The sequence below is a fragment of the Sphingomonas trueperi genome, from assembly GCF_040545965.1.
In the GTDB taxonomy this organism is placed as follows: domain Bacteria; phylum Pseudomonadota; class Alphaproteobacteria; order Sphingomonadales; family Sphingomonadaceae; genus Sphingomonas; species Sphingomonas trueperi_C.
In genome coordinates this window covers 48,352-62,617 of record NZ_JBEPMV010000002.1, presented here as the reverse complement: position 1 = coordinate 62,617, position 14,266 = coordinate 48,352, and the positions used below count along the sequence as shown (strand labels likewise).

The 14,266-nt window shown below is 67.0% G+C and carries 11 protein-coding genes; 4 read left to right on the top strand and 7 right to left on the bottom strand.

Translation table 11 applies throughout. The annotated features are described in order from the left end of the window. The first annotated feature begins 40 nt into the window (after nucleotides 1-40). On the top strand, nucleotides 41-670 hold the full coding sequence (locus ABIC35_RS04150) for a carbonic anhydrase (protein ID WP_121076929.1): 630 nt from the start codon (nucleotides 41-43) through the stop codon (nucleotides 668-670). A 144-nt stretch (nucleotides 671-814) separates the two neighbouring features. On the opposite strand, the gene ABIC35_RS04145 is transcribed toward ABIC35_RS04150, so the two are convergent. Genes ABIC35_RS04145 through aspS form a run of 3 tightly spaced genes read right to left on the bottom strand, consistent with a single transcriptional unit; the run spans nucleotide 815 to nucleotide 4,435 of the window. After that, the gene (locus ABIC35_RS04145) at nucleotides 815-1,591 is read right to left on the bottom strand and encodes a polyphosphate kinase 2 family protein (protein WP_121076927.1); all 777 of its coding nucleotides are present in this window, start codon (nucleotides 1,589-1,591) and stop codon (nucleotides 815-817) included. Nucleotides 1,592-1,599: 8 nt separating this feature from the next. Further along, nucleotides 1,600-2,616: a 2-hydroxyacid dehydrogenase gene (locus ABIC35_RS04140; RefSeq protein WP_121076925.1), complete on the bottom strand. Its 1,017-nt coding sequence runs from the start codon at nucleotides 2,614-2,616 to the stop codon at nucleotides 1,600-1,602. Between the two features lie 16 nt (nucleotides 2,617-2,632). Further along, a complete protein-coding gene (gene aspS / locus ABIC35_RS04135; protein ID WP_121076923.1) occupies nucleotides 2,633-4,435 on the bottom strand; it encodes an aspartate--tRNA ligase in 1,803 nt (600 codons plus the stop codon). A 146-nt stretch (nucleotides 4,436-4,581) separates the two neighbouring features. Between aspS and rnd the strand changes: the two genes are divergently transcribed. Together rnd and ABIC35_RS04125 are read left to right on the top strand one after the other, a co-directional pair. Next, nucleotides 4,582-5,757, top strand: a complete 1,176-nt coding sequence (gene rnd, locus ABIC35_RS04130; RefSeq protein WP_121076920.1) for a ribonuclease D — start codon at nucleotides 4,582-4,584, stop codon at nucleotides 5,755-5,757. Further along, a complete protein-coding gene (locus tag ABIC35_RS04125) occupies nucleotides 5,754-6,044 on the top strand; it encodes an I78 family peptidase inhibitor (RefSeq protein WP_121076919.1) in 291 nt (96 codons plus the stop codon). The genes rnd and ABIC35_RS04125 overlap by 4 nt, the downstream gene beginning before the upstream one ends. A gap of 6 nt (nucleotides 6,045-6,050) precedes the next feature. On the opposite strand, the gene ABIC35_RS04120 is transcribed toward ABIC35_RS04125, so the two are convergent. Continuing rightward, complete coding sequence (locus ABIC35_RS04120; RefSeq protein ID WP_121076917.1) at nucleotides 6,051-7,424, bottom strand: cryptochrome/photolyase family protein; 1,374 nt, start codon at nucleotides 7,422-7,424, stop codon at nucleotides 6,051-6,053. Between the two features lie 113 nt (nucleotides 7,425-7,537). Here ABIC35_RS04120 and ABIC35_RS04115 point away from each other — a divergent pair, with 113 nt between their 5' ends. Further along, nucleotides 7,538-8,419 (top strand): diacylglycerol/lipid kinase family protein, encoded by an 882-nt coding sequence (locus ABIC35_RS04115; RefSeq protein ID WP_121076915.1) that lies wholly within the window; start codon nucleotides 7,538-7,540, stop codon nucleotides 8,417-8,419. 161 nt (nucleotides 8,420-8,580) lie between these two features. Here ABIC35_RS04115 and ABIC35_RS04110 read toward each other — a convergent pair whose 3' ends face one another. Genes ABIC35_RS04110 through ABIC35_RS04100 form a run of 3 tightly spaced genes read right to left on the bottom strand, consistent with a single transcriptional unit; the run spans nucleotide 8,581 to nucleotide 14,107 of the window. Next, a complete protein-coding gene (locus tag ABIC35_RS04110) occupies nucleotides 8,581-11,265 on the bottom strand; it encodes a valine--tRNA ligase (RefSeq protein ID WP_121076913.1) in 2,685 nt (894 codons plus the stop codon). Between the two features lie 54 nt (nucleotides 11,266-11,319). Then, entirely contained in the window at nucleotides 11,320-11,673 is a 354-nt protein-coding gene (locus ABIC35_RS04105; protein ID WP_093292654.1) for a response regulator, read from the bottom strand. A 40-nt stretch (nucleotides 11,674-11,713) separates the two neighbouring features. Continuing rightward, a complete protein-coding gene (locus tag ABIC35_RS04100; RefSeq protein WP_121076911.1) occupies nucleotides 11,714-14,107 on the bottom strand; it encodes a hybrid sensor histidine kinase/response regulator in 2,394 nt (797 codons plus the stop codon). Nucleotides 14,108-14,266 lie beyond the last annotated feature (159 nt).

Below are 14,266 nucleotides of genomic sequence, written 5' to 3'. Positions count from 1 at the left end.
GGCCGTCGACAAGGCAGACAAGGACGGTTAGGCGAGCCCCATGGCAGGATTTCGAGAACTGATCGGCGGCTATCACCGCTTCCGCAACGAAGGCTGGAGCCAGCAGCGCGCGCGCTGGGCTGAGCTGTCCGAGGGCCAGAGCCCCAAGGTGATGGTGATCGCCTGCTCCGACAGCCGAGTCGATCCGGCGCAGATTTTCGACACCTCACCCGGCGAGATCTTCGTGGTGCGCAATGTCGCCAATCTGGTGCCGCCCTTCGAGATGGGCGGCGGTCGTCACGGCGTGTCGGCGGCGCTGGAGTTTGCGGTGACGCAGCTCGAAGTGCCCGAGATCGTGGTGATGGGCCACGGCGCCTGCGGCGGCGCGCATGCGGCGCTCACCCAGCGCTTTGCCGATGCCGAAAATGGCGAAGGTGGGTTCATCGCGCATTGGGTCGACATGCTGGAGGGCGCGCGCGAGCGGATTGTTGCGGAGCATGGCGAGGGCCCGGCAGCGGTGCGCGCGATGGAGCAGGAGACCGTCCGCGTCTCGATACGCAACCTGCGTACCTTCCCCTTCGTCGCCGAGCGCGAGGCCGCGGGGAAGCTGACGATCCACGGGGCGTATTTCGCGATCGCCGACGGCGTGCTGCACGTGATGGGCGACGACGGCAGCTTCGCAGCGGCGTGACCTTCTAGATCCTCCCCGGCACGGGGAGGGGGACCATGCGCAGCATGGTGGAGGGGGGCGTCCACAAGGGTCATCGCCCGCGGAGATCCCCCTCCACCACGCGGCCACGCCGCGCGGTCCCCCTCCCCGTACCGGGGAGGATCGTCAGAACTTCCCCAGCGCTTCGGTGGCGACCTTCACCACTTCCGGATCGAGCTCGGGCGGCACCATCGGCACGTGCTTCTCCAGCTGCTCGGCAATCGCGGTCAGCGCCGCGATCCGCGCCGCCTTCTTGTTGTTCCCGTCGATCACCGTCCAGCGCGCATGCGGCGTGTCGGTCTCGTGGAACATCTCGTGCATCGCATCGAGATAATCGGCCCGGCGCGCGCGATTGCGGAAATCGTCCATGCCTGTCTTCCAGCGCTTCCACGGATGGGTCAGCCGGTCGCGCAACCGCTTGTCCTGGGTCTTCTGCGTCACGTGCAGGAAGATCTTGATCAGCGTTGCGCCATTGTTGACCTGCTGCGCCTCGAAATCGTTGATCTCGGCATAGCCGCGACGCCAGTCGGTTTCGCTGGCATAGCCCTCCACGCGCTCGACCAGCACCCGGCCGTACCAGGTGCGATCGAACACCGCGATGTTGTGCTGGGCAGGCAGGCGCTGCCAGAAGCGCCAGAGGAAATGGTGCGACAGCTCCTCCTGGGTGGGCGCGGAGATCGGCCACACCTCATAGTAGCGCGGGTCCCATTCGGCGGTGAGGCGCTTGATCACGCCGCCCTTCCCCGCCGCGTCCCAGCCTTCCAGCGCGACGATCGCACGGCGCTTGTGGATGATGTGCGCGGTCTGGATATGGCTCAGGCGCTTCTGCAGCTTGGCGAGCTCGGCGTCATAGTCGCCGTCGAAATGGTCGCCGGCCTCGTAGTCGGAAAGATTGATCGTCATGGGAGCCCCTAACGTGCAGGCGCGATCAAGGCTGCATCGACCCGGTTCGCAAGCGGTCGCCCCGCCTCGAAATCGGCGATGCTGGCCAGCGTCGTCTCGGCGATCGCGGACAGCGCTTCTTCGGTAAGAAAGGCCTGATGGCCAGTGATCAGCACGTTAGGGAAAGTGAGCAGCCGCTGGAACTGGTCGTCGGCAATGATTTCGTTCGACAGATCCTCGAAGAACAGGTCGGCTTCCTGCTCGTACACGTCGAGCGCGACGGCGCGGACCTTCCGCGCCTTGAGGCCCTCGATCAGCGCCGCTGTGTCGATCAACGCGCCGCGGCTGGTGTTGACGATCACCAACTCGTCCCGCGCCTCGGCGATCACCCGCGCGTCGATCAGCCGATGCGTCTCGGGCGTGAGCGGACAATGGAGCGTGACGATCTCGGCGGTGCGCAGCAGCTCGTCGCGCGGCACATAGCGGACGCCGATCGCCTCCAGCTCGGGATCGGCGTGGAGATCGCTCGCCAGCACCGTGCAGCCGAACCCGGCCCGCAGCGCGCGGGCGACCAGCGCACCGATCTTGCCGGTGCCGACCACGCCTACGGTACGACCATGGAGATTGCGGCCGATCAGACCGTCCAGCGCGAAATTGTTTTCCCGGACCCGCGACCATGCCCGCGGGATCTGCCGATCTACCGCCAGCAGGAGCCCGACGGTGAACTCCGCCACTGCATGGGGCGAATAGGCCGGCACGCGCACCACGGCGATGCCGAGCCGCTCGGCCGCCGCGAGGTCGACATTGTTGAACCCGGCGCAGCGCAGCGCCACCAGCCGCACGCCGACCTTCGCCAGCGCTTCCAGCACCGCCGCATCCACGCCGTCATTGACGAAGACGCACACCGCCTCATGCCCCGCCGCCAGCGTGGCGGTCAGCGCATCGAGGCGAGGTTCGAGAAAGGTCAAATCATGGCCGAAGCGCGCGTTCGCCTCGGCAAGAAAGCGGCGGTCATAGGCCTTGGTGTTGAACACCGCGACGCGCATGACCGCCGGCCTCCGCTCAGCCGGCCTTGGGGCCGTCGATGCCCGGCGCCAGCCGGATGTGCAGCTCCTTGAGCTGCTTGTCACTCACCGCGGACGGCGCGTGCATCATCAGATCCTCGGCCTTCTGCGTCATCGGGAAGGCGATCACCTCGCGGATGTTCGGCTCGTCGGCGAGCAGCATCACGATGCGGTCGACACCCGGGGCCGAGCCGCCGTGCGGCGGCGCGCCGAACTTGAAGGCGTTGATCATGCCCGAGAAGTTCGTGTCGACATCCGCCTGCGTATAGCCGGCGATCTCGAACGCCTTGTACATGATCTCCGGCTTGTGGTTCCGGATCGCGCCCGAGGACAGCTCGATGCCGTTGCAGACGATGTCGTACTGATAGGCGAGGATGTCGAGCGGGTTCTTGGTCTCCAGCGCCTCCAGCTCGCCCTGCGGCATCGAGAAGGGGTTGTGGCTGAAATCGACCTTCTTCGCGTCCTCGTCATATTCGAACATCGGGAAGTCGACGATCCAGCAGAACTCGAAGCGCTTCTTGTCGATCAGCTCCAGCTGGTCGGCGACTCGGGTGCGCGCCAGGCCGGCGAGCTTGGCGGCCTGCGCTTCCTTGCCCGCGGCGAAGAAGATGCCGTCGTTCGGGCCCAGGCCCATGGCTTCCGCCATCGCCTTCATGCCGTCCTGGCCATGGTTGTTGGCGATCGGGCCGCCGAACACGCCGTCCTTCTGCGTCGCATACCCGAGGCCGGGGAAGCCTTCGCTCTGCGCCCAGCTGTTCATGTCGTCGAAGAACTTGCGGCTCTTCTCGTGGGTGCCCGGTGCCGGGATCGCGCGGACGACGTCGCCGCCCTCGACGATCGAGGCGAAGCGGCCGAAGCCCGAGCCCTTGAAGAAGTCCGACACGTCGGTGATCACCAGCGGGTTGCGCAGGTCCGGCTTGTCGTTGCCGTACTTCAGCATCGATTCGCGGTACGGGATGCGCTTGAACGGCAGCGCGCTGACGCTGCGGCCCATACCTTCCCAGTCGGCGAACTCCTCGAACACGCCGTGGAGCACCGGCTCGATCGCCGCGAACACGTCCTCCTGGGTTACGAAGCTCATCTCGAAGTCGAGCTGGTAGAATTCACCCGGCGAACGATCGGCGCGGGCGTCCTCGTCGCGGAAGCACGGCGCGATCTGGAAATAGCGATCGAAGCCGGCGACCATCAGCAGCTGCTTGAACATCTGCGGCGCCTGCGGGAGCGCGTAGAACTTGCCCGGATGGACGCGGCTGGGGACGAGATAGTCGCGCGCGCCCTCGGGGCTCGACGCGGTGAGGATCGGCGTCTGGAACTCGGTGAAGCCCTGATCGATCATCCGCCTACGCAGCGACGCGATGACGTTCGAGCGCAGCAGGATGTTCTTGTGGACCTTCTCGCGGCGGAGATCGAGGTAGCGGTTCCGCAGACGGATCTCTTCCGGATAGTCCTGGTCGCCGAACACCGGCATCGGCAGGTCGGCCGCCGCGGACTGGACGGTCACCTCGGCGGCGCGGACCTCGATCTCGCCGGTCGGCAGGTTCGGGTTCACCACGCTGGCATCGCGCGCAACGACCGTGCCGGTGACCGTGATCACCGATTCGGACCGCAGCGACTCGATCGCCTCGAAGGCCGGGCCGCTCGCGTCGGTGACGATCTGGGTGATGCCGTAATGGTCGCGCAAATCGACGAACACCAGGTCGCCATGGTCGCGCTTGCGGTGCACCCAGCCCGACAGGCGGACGGTTTGCCCGACGTCCGCGGAGCGGAGCTGGGCGCAGGTGTGCGTGCGATAGGCGTGCATGATGCGGTTCTTCTCACCTTGGCGTCTTCCCGCCACGCTTGGCGGTGCCGGTCCGGGCCGGCGCGACGATATTGAAACACTATGACCGCGCGCATTCCGGTCACACCCCACTTTTGTCAACCCGAAGACCGGTATATGGGCATGCGATGCACATTCATGGTCTGATCGAAGACAGCGTCACCCTCGCCGATCTCTGCAAACGCCTCGCGAAGTCCGACTTCATCACGGTCGATACCGAGTTCATGCGGGAAAACAGCTACTGGCCCGAGCTCTGCCTGATCCAGGTGGCGAACGACAAGGAGGCCGCGGCGATCGATCCGATGGCCCCGGACCTCGACATGGGGCCCCTGCTCGACCTGCTGGTCGAGAATGAGGATGTCCTCAAGGTCTTCCACGCTGGCGGCCAGGACATCGAGATCGTCTACAACCTTACCGGCAAGACTCCGCACCCGATGTTCGACACCCAGGTCGCCGCGATGGCGCTCGGCCAGGGCGAGCAGATCGGCTATTCCAATCTCGTCGACACCTATCTCGGCATCGTCGTCGACAAGGGCGCCCGCTTTACGGATTGGGCCCGCCGCCCGCTCGACAAGCGCCAGATCGACTATGCCATCGCCGACGTGACCCATCTCTCCAAGATCTTCCCCAAGATGCTGGAGAAGCTGCGCAAGTCTGGTCGCGGCGTGTGGCTGGATCAGGAGATGGAACGCATCTCCAACCCCGAAAACTACCGCAACGATCCCGACCAGGTGTGGCAGCGCGTCCGCATCAACAGCCGCAAGCCCGAGGTGCTCGGACGCCTCAAGGCGCTGGCCCGCTGGCGCGAGCTGGAGGCGCAGGGCAAGGATCTGCCGCGCGGCCGCATCGTCAAGGACGAGACGCTGGCCGACATCGCCGCCAATCCGCCGCGCAAGCAGAGCGACCTCGCCAAGGTGCGCGGCCTTTCCGCCGCCTGGGCGGGCAACGATATCGGCGGGCGGATGATGGCGGCGATCGCCGAGTCGAAGCCGCTGCCGGCCGACGAGATGCCGGGTCGCGAGGAGCGCAAGCCGTCGCTCGGCAAGGACGGCGCGCTGGTGGCCGACCTGCTGAAGCTGCTGCTCAAGATCCGCGCCAAGGAAGTCAACGTCGCCCCCCGCCTGCTGGCGCGCTCGGAGGATCTCGAGGCGCTCGCCGCCGGGGTGCGCAAGGACCTGCCGATCCTGGAGGGCTGGCGCTATGAGCAGTTCGGCCGGGACGCGCTGGCGCTGGTCGAGGGCCAGCTCGGCTTCGCGGTGCGCAACGGCAAGCTCAAGATGAGCCGCACCGAGGATCCGGCATGATCCGCGCCCTCACCCTGCTCGCACTGGCCGGCACGGCTGCCGGCTGCGCGCCCCAGAAGAAGGCCGAGCCACTGCCGGCGATGGTCGAATGCGACGCCAACCGCGTGCAGGACCTCAAGGGCAAGCAGCGCTCGCCCGCGATCGAGGCCGACGCCCTCGCCCGCTCGGGTGCCAAGCGCATCCGCTGGGTCGAGCCCGGCTCGGCGGTGACAATGGACTTCCGTGTCGACCGGCTGAACCTGCATGTCGACGCCGCCGGCACCATCACCGACGCCCGCTGCGGCTGAGCCGCCTCAGCGAACCGCCCGGCCCGCCGCGAGCGCGCGCTCCCGCGCCTCGCGGTGGTCGATGCGCTTCGGCGGATAGGCGGCCGGGCGGCATCCGGCCGCGTCCGGATCGTGGATCGCGGCGTCGGGCAGCTTGGCGAGCTCCGGAACCCATTGCCGGATATAGCCCGCCGCATCGAACTTCTCGGACTGGGTGAGCGGCGCCATCACCCGACTCCACTGGCTCGAATCGACGCCCGAGCCCGAGACCCACTGCCAGTTGACCGCGTTGTTGCCGTAATCGGCATCGACCAGCGTGTCCCAGAACCAGCGCTCGCCCTCGCGCCAGTCGATCAGCAGATGCTTGATCAGGAAACTGGCCGCGATCATCCGCACGCGATTGTGCATCCAGCCGGTGGCCCAGAGCTGGCGCATCCCGGCATCGACGATCGGATAGCCGGTTTGCCCGCGCTGCCAGGCGCGGAGATCGGCCTTGGCATCCCTGCCGCTCCGCCATTCGAGCTTGTCGAAGGCGGGGCGACCATTCTTTGTGGCGTAGTCCGGAAACTGGCAGATCAGGTTCTGGGTGAAGTCGCGCCAGCCCAGCTCGCGCAGATATTCCTCCACCTGCCCGCCCGCATCCTCGACCGCATGCCAGACCTGCGCGGGCGAAAGCTCGCCGAAATGGAGGTGCGGCGACAGGCGCGAGCTGCCTTCGATCGAGGGCAGGTTGCGCGTGTCGTCATAGCGGGCGGCATGTTCCTGGAACCGCCGGAGCCGCTGGTGCGCACCGGCCTCGCCGGGCGTCCATTCCTCGCGGAAGCCGCCGGCCCAGTCGGGCTTGGTTGGGAGCAGATCCCATTCCTCTAGCTTGTCGCTCTTCGGCCAGTTGGACGGCGAGCCGATCTTCTGCGGCACCCGCAGCGGCGTGGCGGGTGGCAGGCGCTCGCGCAGCGCCCGGTAGAACGGCGTGAAGATCTTGTAGGGCTTACCTGCGCCCGTCGTCACCGCGCCCGGCGGGAGCAGGTAATTGCCGTCGTGGCAGCAGAGCGTCAGGCGCTGCGCTACCGCGCGCTCGGCATTGCGCCACCAGGGCTCGTAATGGCGGATGCAGTGGACGGTGCTTGCGCCGGTCTCCTCGGCGAGCCGTGCCAGCTCTTCGTCGCTCTTGCCCCGGCGCAGGATCAGCCGCGATCCCTTCGCGCGCAGCGCCGCGTCGAGCGCTGCAAGGCTGTGGTGCAGCCACCAGCGCGAGGCGCCGCCCATCGCACGGTGCTTCGCCGTCTCGTCGTCGAGCACATAGACCGGGATCACCGCCCCTTCCTCTACCGCGGCGACGAGCGCGGGTTGATCGGCAAGGCGGAGGTCGCGGCGGAACCAGAGCAGGACGGGTGCAGTCATGGGCGCAGAAACGCGCAAGTCCCTTCGAAGGCGACCTGTCCGCTGGAACAGGGGGCATGGACCCGATCGGCGCGTGCGGGCGTTACGCTGCCGTCATCAATTCAGGGGGTCCCATGGCATTCAAATCGGCGGCGATGGTCGTCAACACCAAGTCCCGCCACGGCCAGGACTGGTTCGACCGCGCCTGCGCCCGCTTCGGCGAGCAGGACATGCCCGTCGACGCCCATGCGGTCGACGATCCCGATCGGCTGGAGGCAGTGCTGGACGAAGTACTGGCCAAGAAGCCCGAGCTGGTGATCCTCGGCGGCGGCGACGGCACGATCAGCGGACTGGTCGACACGCTGGTCGGCATGGGCGTGACCCTGGGCGTGCTGCCGCTCGGCACCGCGAACAGCTTCGCCCGCTCGCTCGGCATCCCGCTCGACGTCGACGGCGCGATCGATGCGATCCTGCAGGGCAAGCCGAAGCGGATCGACCTCGGCATGATCGACGACGATTATTATGCCAGCACCGCCGCGATCGGCCTCTCTCCGCAGATCGCCGAAACCGTGCCGCACAACGCCAAGCGCTGGTTCGGGCGGATGGGCTATCTCAGCTGGGCAGCGCTGCAGTTCGTGAAGTTCAAGCCGTTCACGGTGATCGTCGGCGAAGGCAAGGACGCCAAGCGGCTGCGCGCGGTGGAGGTGCGGATCTCGAACGGGCCGTTTCATGGCGGCACCGAACTGGTCGACGAGGCCGGCGTCGCCTCGGGCGAGATCGTGGTTCAGGTGGTGAAGGGCCCGACCAAGTCCCGACTGGTACGCAACTGGGCGGCCTCGGTGCTGCGGCTCGAAGCGCGCAAGGAGGATACCGTGACCTTCCGGGGCACGTCGCTGCGGGTAGCGACCGAGCCGTCGCTGCCGATCTCGATCGACGGCGAGGTGCTGGCCACGACGCCAGTTACCGCGAAGGTGGCGCCGGCGGTGATCGATGTGATGGTGCCGGTGGACGCCTAAACCTAAGCCAGTCCCCCTCACCCTTCCCACCGCCTTCGGCGGCGGGCCCCTTCCCTCTCCCACAAGGGGAGAGGGAATTCAGGTGCCGCTTCTCCCTCTCCCCTGGTGGGAGAGGGAGGGAGCGCCGAAGGCGCGGAAGGGTGAGGGGGACTTGGTCTGGATTACCCCAGCCGCGCCAGCGCCGCCGCCAGCCGCTCGGCCTCGGCCGCCTTCTCGGCATGATCCGCCCGCGCCTTCTCGACCGCCTCGGGCTTGGCCCGCTCGACGAAGCTCGGATTGCCGAGGCGCCCGGCAAGCCCGTCACGCTCCTTCTCGGCTGCTGCGATCGCCTTGGTCAGTCGCGCGCGCTCGGCCTCCAGGTCGACCACGTCGCCCAGCGGCATCACGAAGGTCGCTTCGTCGACAACGAGCTGCAGCGCGCCGCCCGCAGGGGCATCCCCCTGCGCCTGGTCGACGCGACCAAGCCGCGCCAGCGCCGCTTCCTGCCGCGCCAGACGCGCGACCGTCTCGGCCGACGCATCGCGGACGTGCAGCGCCAGACGCGCACCCGGCGGCACGTTGAGCTCGGTTCGCGCCGCGCGGATCTCGCTCACCAGTCGGATCAGCCAGTCGATCTCCTGCGCCGCCGACGGATCGAGCGCCCGCGCATCGGCCATCGGCCACTTCGCCACGATCAGGTCATGGTCGCGCGGACCCATCTTCGACCACAGCTCTTCGGTGATGAAGGGCATAAACGGGTGGAGCATGACGAGGATCTGGTCGAGCGCCCAGCCGGCAACCGCGCGGGTCTCTTCCGCATCGGCGGCGGCAACGCCCTCGCCCTGCAGCACCGGCTTGATCAGCTCGAGATACCAGTCGCAGAAGCGGCTCCAGACGAACTGGTAGATGCTGTTCGCAGCCTCGTCGAAGCGCAGATCGGCCAGCGCCAGGTCCAGCGCCTGCACCGTCGCAATGGTTTCCGCGAAAATCCAGCGATTTACCGCCAGTTCCGCAGTCGGTGCCTCAAGATGCTTGCTCGCGACGATGCCGTTGGACTGGCAGAAGCGCGCGGCGTTCCACAGCTTGGTCGCGAAGTTGCGATAGCCCTCGAGCCGCTTCTCATCCATCTTGATGTCGCGGCCTTGGCTTTCCATCGCCGCCATGAAGAAGCGCAGCGCATCGGCGCCGTACTTGTCGATCATGCCCAGCGGATCGACCGTGTTGCCCTTCGACTTGGACATCTTCTGGCCGTCCGCAGCACGGACGAGACCGTGCAAATACAGGGTCTTGAACGGCACTTCCTTCATGAAGTGCAAACCCTGCATCATCATCCGCGCATCCCAGAAGAACAGGATGTCGAAGCCGGAAATGAGCACGTCGTTCGAGTAGCGCCCGCCAAGCGTGGGATCGCCATTCTCGGGCCAGCCAAGCGTCGCGAACGGCCACAGCGCTGAGGAGAACCAGGTGTCGAGCACGTCGGGATCGCGAGTGAGCGCAACACCCTCGCCCGCCTGCGCCTGCGCCTCTTCCTCGGTCTCGGCGACATAGGCGTTGCCGTCGGCATCGAACCAGGCCGGGATGCGATGGCCCCACCAGAGCTGACGGCTGACGCACCAGGGCTGGATGTTCTCCATCCAGTTGAAATAGGTCTTTTCCCAGCTCTTCGGCACGATCCTGGTCGCGCCGGAGCGGACCGCCTCGATCGCCGGCTTGGCGAGCGTCGCGGCGTCAACATACCATTGGTCGGTCAGCCACGGCTCGATCACTTGGCCCGAGCGATCGCCATAGGGCGTCTGGATGGTGCGGGGCTCGGCGTCGTGCTCGGCGCCTTCCTTGTCGATAAAGGGCACGAGGAAGCCCTCGTCCTTCAGCCGCGCCACGATCGCCTTGCGCGCTTCGAAGCGATCGAGCCCGACCAGCTCGGCGGGGACCACCCCGTCCTGCGTCTGGCAGATCGCCGCCTTGGCATCGAGCATGTTGAGCATCTCGCCGGCCTTGATGCCGGCGCGAACACCCACTTCGAAGTCGTTGAAATCATGGCCCGGCGTGATCTTCACCGCGCCCGAGCCGAGCGCCGGATCGGCATGCTCGTCGCCGACGATCGGGATCAGGCGGCCGGTGATCGGCAGCTGGACCTGCTTACCGATCAGCGCCTTGTAGCGTTCGTCCTCCGGATGCACGGCGACCGCCATGTCGGCCAGCATCGTCTCGGGCCGCGTCGTCGCGACCTGGATGAAGCCCGAGCCGTCCGCCAGCGGATAGCGCAGGTGCCAGAAATTGCCGCGGACTTCCTTGGTCTCGACCTCGAGGTCCGAAATCGCGGTGCCGAGGCCCGGATCCCAGTTTACCAGGCGCTTGTCGCGGTAGAGCAGGCCCTGACGGTGGAGCTCGACGAACACCTTGAGGACCGCCTTGGAGAAACCCTCGTCCATGGTGAAGCGCTCGTTCGCCCAGTCCATCGAGCAGCCGAGCCGGCGCAGCTGGCGGGTGATCTGGCCGCCGCTCTCCGCCTTCCACTCCCACACCTTGTCGACGAAGGCCTCGCGGGTGAAGTCGGTGCGCTTGCTTCCCGCGGCGTTGAGCTGGCGCTCGACCACCATCTGCGTGGCGATGCCGGCATGATCGGTGCCGACCACCCAGCGCGCATCCTTGCCCTTCAGCCGCGCGTGGCGGACGAGGATGTCCTGCAGCGTGTTGTCGAGCGCGTGGCCGATGTGCAGGCTGCCAGTCACGTTGGGCGGCGGGTTGACGATCGTCCAGGGCTCGGAGCCGGTGCGCTCGGGGCGGAACAGGCCTTCGTCTTCCCAATGGGCGTACCAGCGGGATTCGATTTCGGCGGGGTCGAAGGTCTTGGGGAGTTCGGTCATGATGCAGGGGCTTTAGCGTCGCCCCTGCCCCGCGCACAACCCTTGGCCGTCAGCTCAGCTGAGGTTGCTGAGCACCTTGTCGACGCGGTCCAGCGTGAACGGCTTGGAGAGCACCGGCCGGTCGCGGTGCGAATGTGCGATGCTGTCGTCGGCGCCACCGGTCGCGAGCACGAAGGGAATGCCGAGTTCGGCGAGCTTGTCGGCGATCGGCCAGCTCTGCTCGCCGCCGCGCAGATTGACGTCGAGGATCGCCGCATCAATGCCGCCCGCCCCGATCCGGTCGAGCGCCTCGGCAACATTGTCGGCGGTGCCCGCCGGCACCCGGTCGAGCGCGTCGAGGAAATCCTCGAGCATCATGGCGATCAATGGCTCGTCTTCGACGATGAGAATGTTACGCGGACCCTGCATGCTGCCCCCTTTGCAGGAAAAGTTGTTTCGTGCCAAGCACTTATTTGGCCACCAGGATCTCCTGAACCGCTTCTGCAAGTTGTTGCACGGAAAAGGGTTTAGGCAGAAAGGCGACATTGTCCAGATCGATCGAACGTCGCAATTGTTCCTCCGCATAGCCGGACATGAACAGGATCGGCAGGTCGGGCCAGCGCTCGCGGACCTTGCGCGCCATGCTCGGCCCGTCCATCACCGGCATCACGACGTCGGAGACGAGCAGGTCCGGCTTGTCCATCGTCTCAATCGTTTCAAGCGCGACCTCGCCATTTTCGGCGGTGACCACCGAATAGCCCTGCCGGGTCAGCGCGCGCTCGGCGATCGCGCGGACCATGTCCTCGTCCTCGACGACGAGGATCGTGCCGGTGCCCCACAGATCGGCCGGCTTTTCCTTGACCACCGGCAGCTTGGCCACCGCGGCCTCTGGCGCGGTATGGACCGGCAGGTAGATGGTGAACGCCGCCCCGCCGCCTGGATTGTTCTCGGCGAAGATATAGCCGCCCGACTGCTTGATGATGCCGTAGACGGTCGAGAGGCCCAGCCCGGTGCCCTTGCCCACTTCCTTGGTGGTGAAGAAGGGCTCCCAGATCTTGGGCAGTATCTCGGGCGGAATTCCGGTGCCGGTGTCGGAGATGCGCAGCGCGGTATAGTCGCCGATCGGCAGCACGTCGTCGTCCATCCGCCGGACATCGGCCGAGGAGACCGACAGCGTCTCGATCGTCAGCGAACCGCCGCCGCTCGGATTCTTGCTGAGCATCGAATCGCGGGCGTTGACCGCGAGGTTGACGACCACCTGCTCCAGCTGCCCCGGATCAGCGCGCACCGGCCCCAGGTTGCGGCCATGCTTGACGTCGAGCGACACCGTCTCGCCGAGCAGCCGCTTGAGCAGGTTGGACACCTCGGAGATGATGTCGGGCAGCTGCAGCACCTGCGGGCGCAGCGTCTGCTGGCGCGAGAAGGCGAGCAGCTGGCGGGTCAGGCTGGCGGCGCGGTTCGAATTGGCGCGGATCTGCTGGATGTCATCATAGTCGCTGTCGCCGGGCGAATGGCGCATCAGCATCAGGTCGCAGTGCCCGATGATCGCGGTGAGGATGTTGTTGAAATCGTGCGCGACACCGCCGGCGAGCTGGCCCACGGCCTGCATCTTGGTCGCCTGGGCGATCTGGCGCTTGAGCTTGCCCTCCTCGCCCGAGTCCCGCAGGCTGAGCAACACCGCGGCATCGCCCAGCCCGCGCGCACCGGCGATGGTGATCGCCACCGGCTCTTCCGAGGCATCCTTCAGCCGGACGGTGATTTCCAGCGATTGCGGCGCGCCGCCGGCGAAGCGGCGCACGGCATCCGCCAGCGTCGCCTTGTCCTCCCGCACGACCAGATCGCCCGGATAGAGCGGCGGGGCGGCGGGGTTCACGCGCGCGGTGCGGACGAACGCGTCGTTCATCGTCAGGAAGCGGCCGTCGCGGTCGATCAGCGCGAGGCCGGTGGGCAACAGCGAGATCAGCGAATGGACGTGCGCCGATGCGCTGCCGGCCAGCGCGGGGCTCGCGATCGCGGTGGGCTCCTCGTCGAGCAGCGCGACGAGCAGCGGTGCCTCGTCGCCTTCGAGGAACGGGATCTGGAGGACGCGCAGCGGCGTGCCTTCCATGCCTTCGCGCTGGAACCGCACCTGGCCGATCGAATCCGTGATCAGCAACCCGGCAAAATCACGACCGTCGGTGACGGCATCGGCGCTACCGAGCGCCCGGTGGCGGAACACCCGATTGGCCGATCGGACGCGGCCATCGGGCGCCACCAGCACCACCATCACCCCTGCCCCACCCAGCCGGTCGCCGGTAGGTCCCGCGAGCAGCCCCTGCACCTGCACGGCAAGATCGAGCGCATGGATGCCGATGAAGCGCCAAACCAGCGACTCGTCGCCGACACGTGCGACCCGGACCGCCACTTGTGCCCCGAACACTTGCACATCGTTGCAACGGCTCTCGCCGTCGCGCCAGGCCGCACGGGCACAGGCACCAAGCGCCCGCTCCCCCTCCTCGCCGATCGGCAAATTGGGCGGGGTCGGCCAGCCGCCGAACAATGCCTCGTACCGCGGATTGGCGCATACCATCCGGCCACTGCGGTCGGTCACCGCCAGCGCATCATCGCTGGCCGAGGCGAGTGCATGGGCGATCGCCCAATCGGTGTAGCGTTCGATGCTGGTCGTCGGCGAGCGGAACAGCCGCCCCAACGCCAGCATCACCCCGGCGGCCAGCAGCGCCGCGGCGAGAAAACCCATCGCGATCGCGCGATCGTTGAGGCTGGTGAGGATGATGCCCGCCGCTGCAACACCGGTCACCACCACCGCCACGATCGGTAGCAGCAGCGACGGCTTGGGCAATTCGGCGTCGGGCAGACTAGCCATGGTGCACCGATGTTCCGTCCCCGGCCCAGCGTCAAGCGCCCATTCGCCCGTGCGCCGCGCACGGCGCGCCTTTGCTCAAGTAAACCGGATTGCAGCGGCAAAAGGGCGCCCGCGTGCCTCGAAATATATCGATATCGAAACAAATGGCGCTGCAACATG

Coding starts and splice junctions, on each gene's coding strand:
- ABIC35_RS04125 (WP_121076919.1), top strand. CDS start 5,754: ATGATCCGCGCCCTCACCCTGCTCGCACTGGCCGGCACGGCTGCCGGC.
- ABIC35_RS04150 (WP_121076929.1), top strand. CDS start 41: ATGGCAGGATTTCGAGAACTGATCGGCGGCTATCACCGCTTCCGCAAC.
- ABIC35_RS04115 (WP_121076915.1), top strand. CDS start 7,538: ATGGCATTCAAATCGGCGGCGATGGTCGTCAACACCAAGTCCCGCCAC.
- ABIC35_RS04140 (WP_121076925.1), bottom strand. CDS start 2,616: ATGCGCGTCGCGGTGTTCAACACCAAGGCCTATGACCGCCGCTTTCTT.
- ABIC35_RS04100 (WP_121076911.1), bottom strand. CDS start 14,107: ATGGCTAGTCTGCCCGACGCCGAATTGCCCAAGCCGTCGCTGCTGCTA.
- rnd (WP_121076920.1), top strand. CDS start 4,582: ATGCACATTCATGGTCTGATCGAAGACAGCGTCACCCTCGCCGATCTC.
- aspS (WP_121076923.1), bottom strand. CDS start 4,435: ATGCACGCCTATCGCACGCACACCTGCGCCCAGCTCCGCTCCGCGGAC.
- ABIC35_RS04110 (WP_121076913.1), bottom strand. CDS start 11,265: ATGACCGAACTCCCCAAGACCTTCGACCCCGCCGAAATCGAATCCCGC.
- ABIC35_RS04105 (WP_093292654.1), bottom strand. CDS start 11,673: ATGCAGGGTCCGCGTAACATTCTCATCGTCGAAGACGAGCCATTGATC.
- ABIC35_RS04145 (WP_121076927.1), bottom strand. CDS start 1,591: ATGACGATCAATCTTTCCGACTACGAGGCCGGCGACCATTTCGACGGC.
- ABIC35_RS04120 (WP_121076917.1), bottom strand. CDS start 7,424: ATGACTGCACCCGTCCTGCTCTGGTTCCGCCGCGACCTCCGCCTTGCC.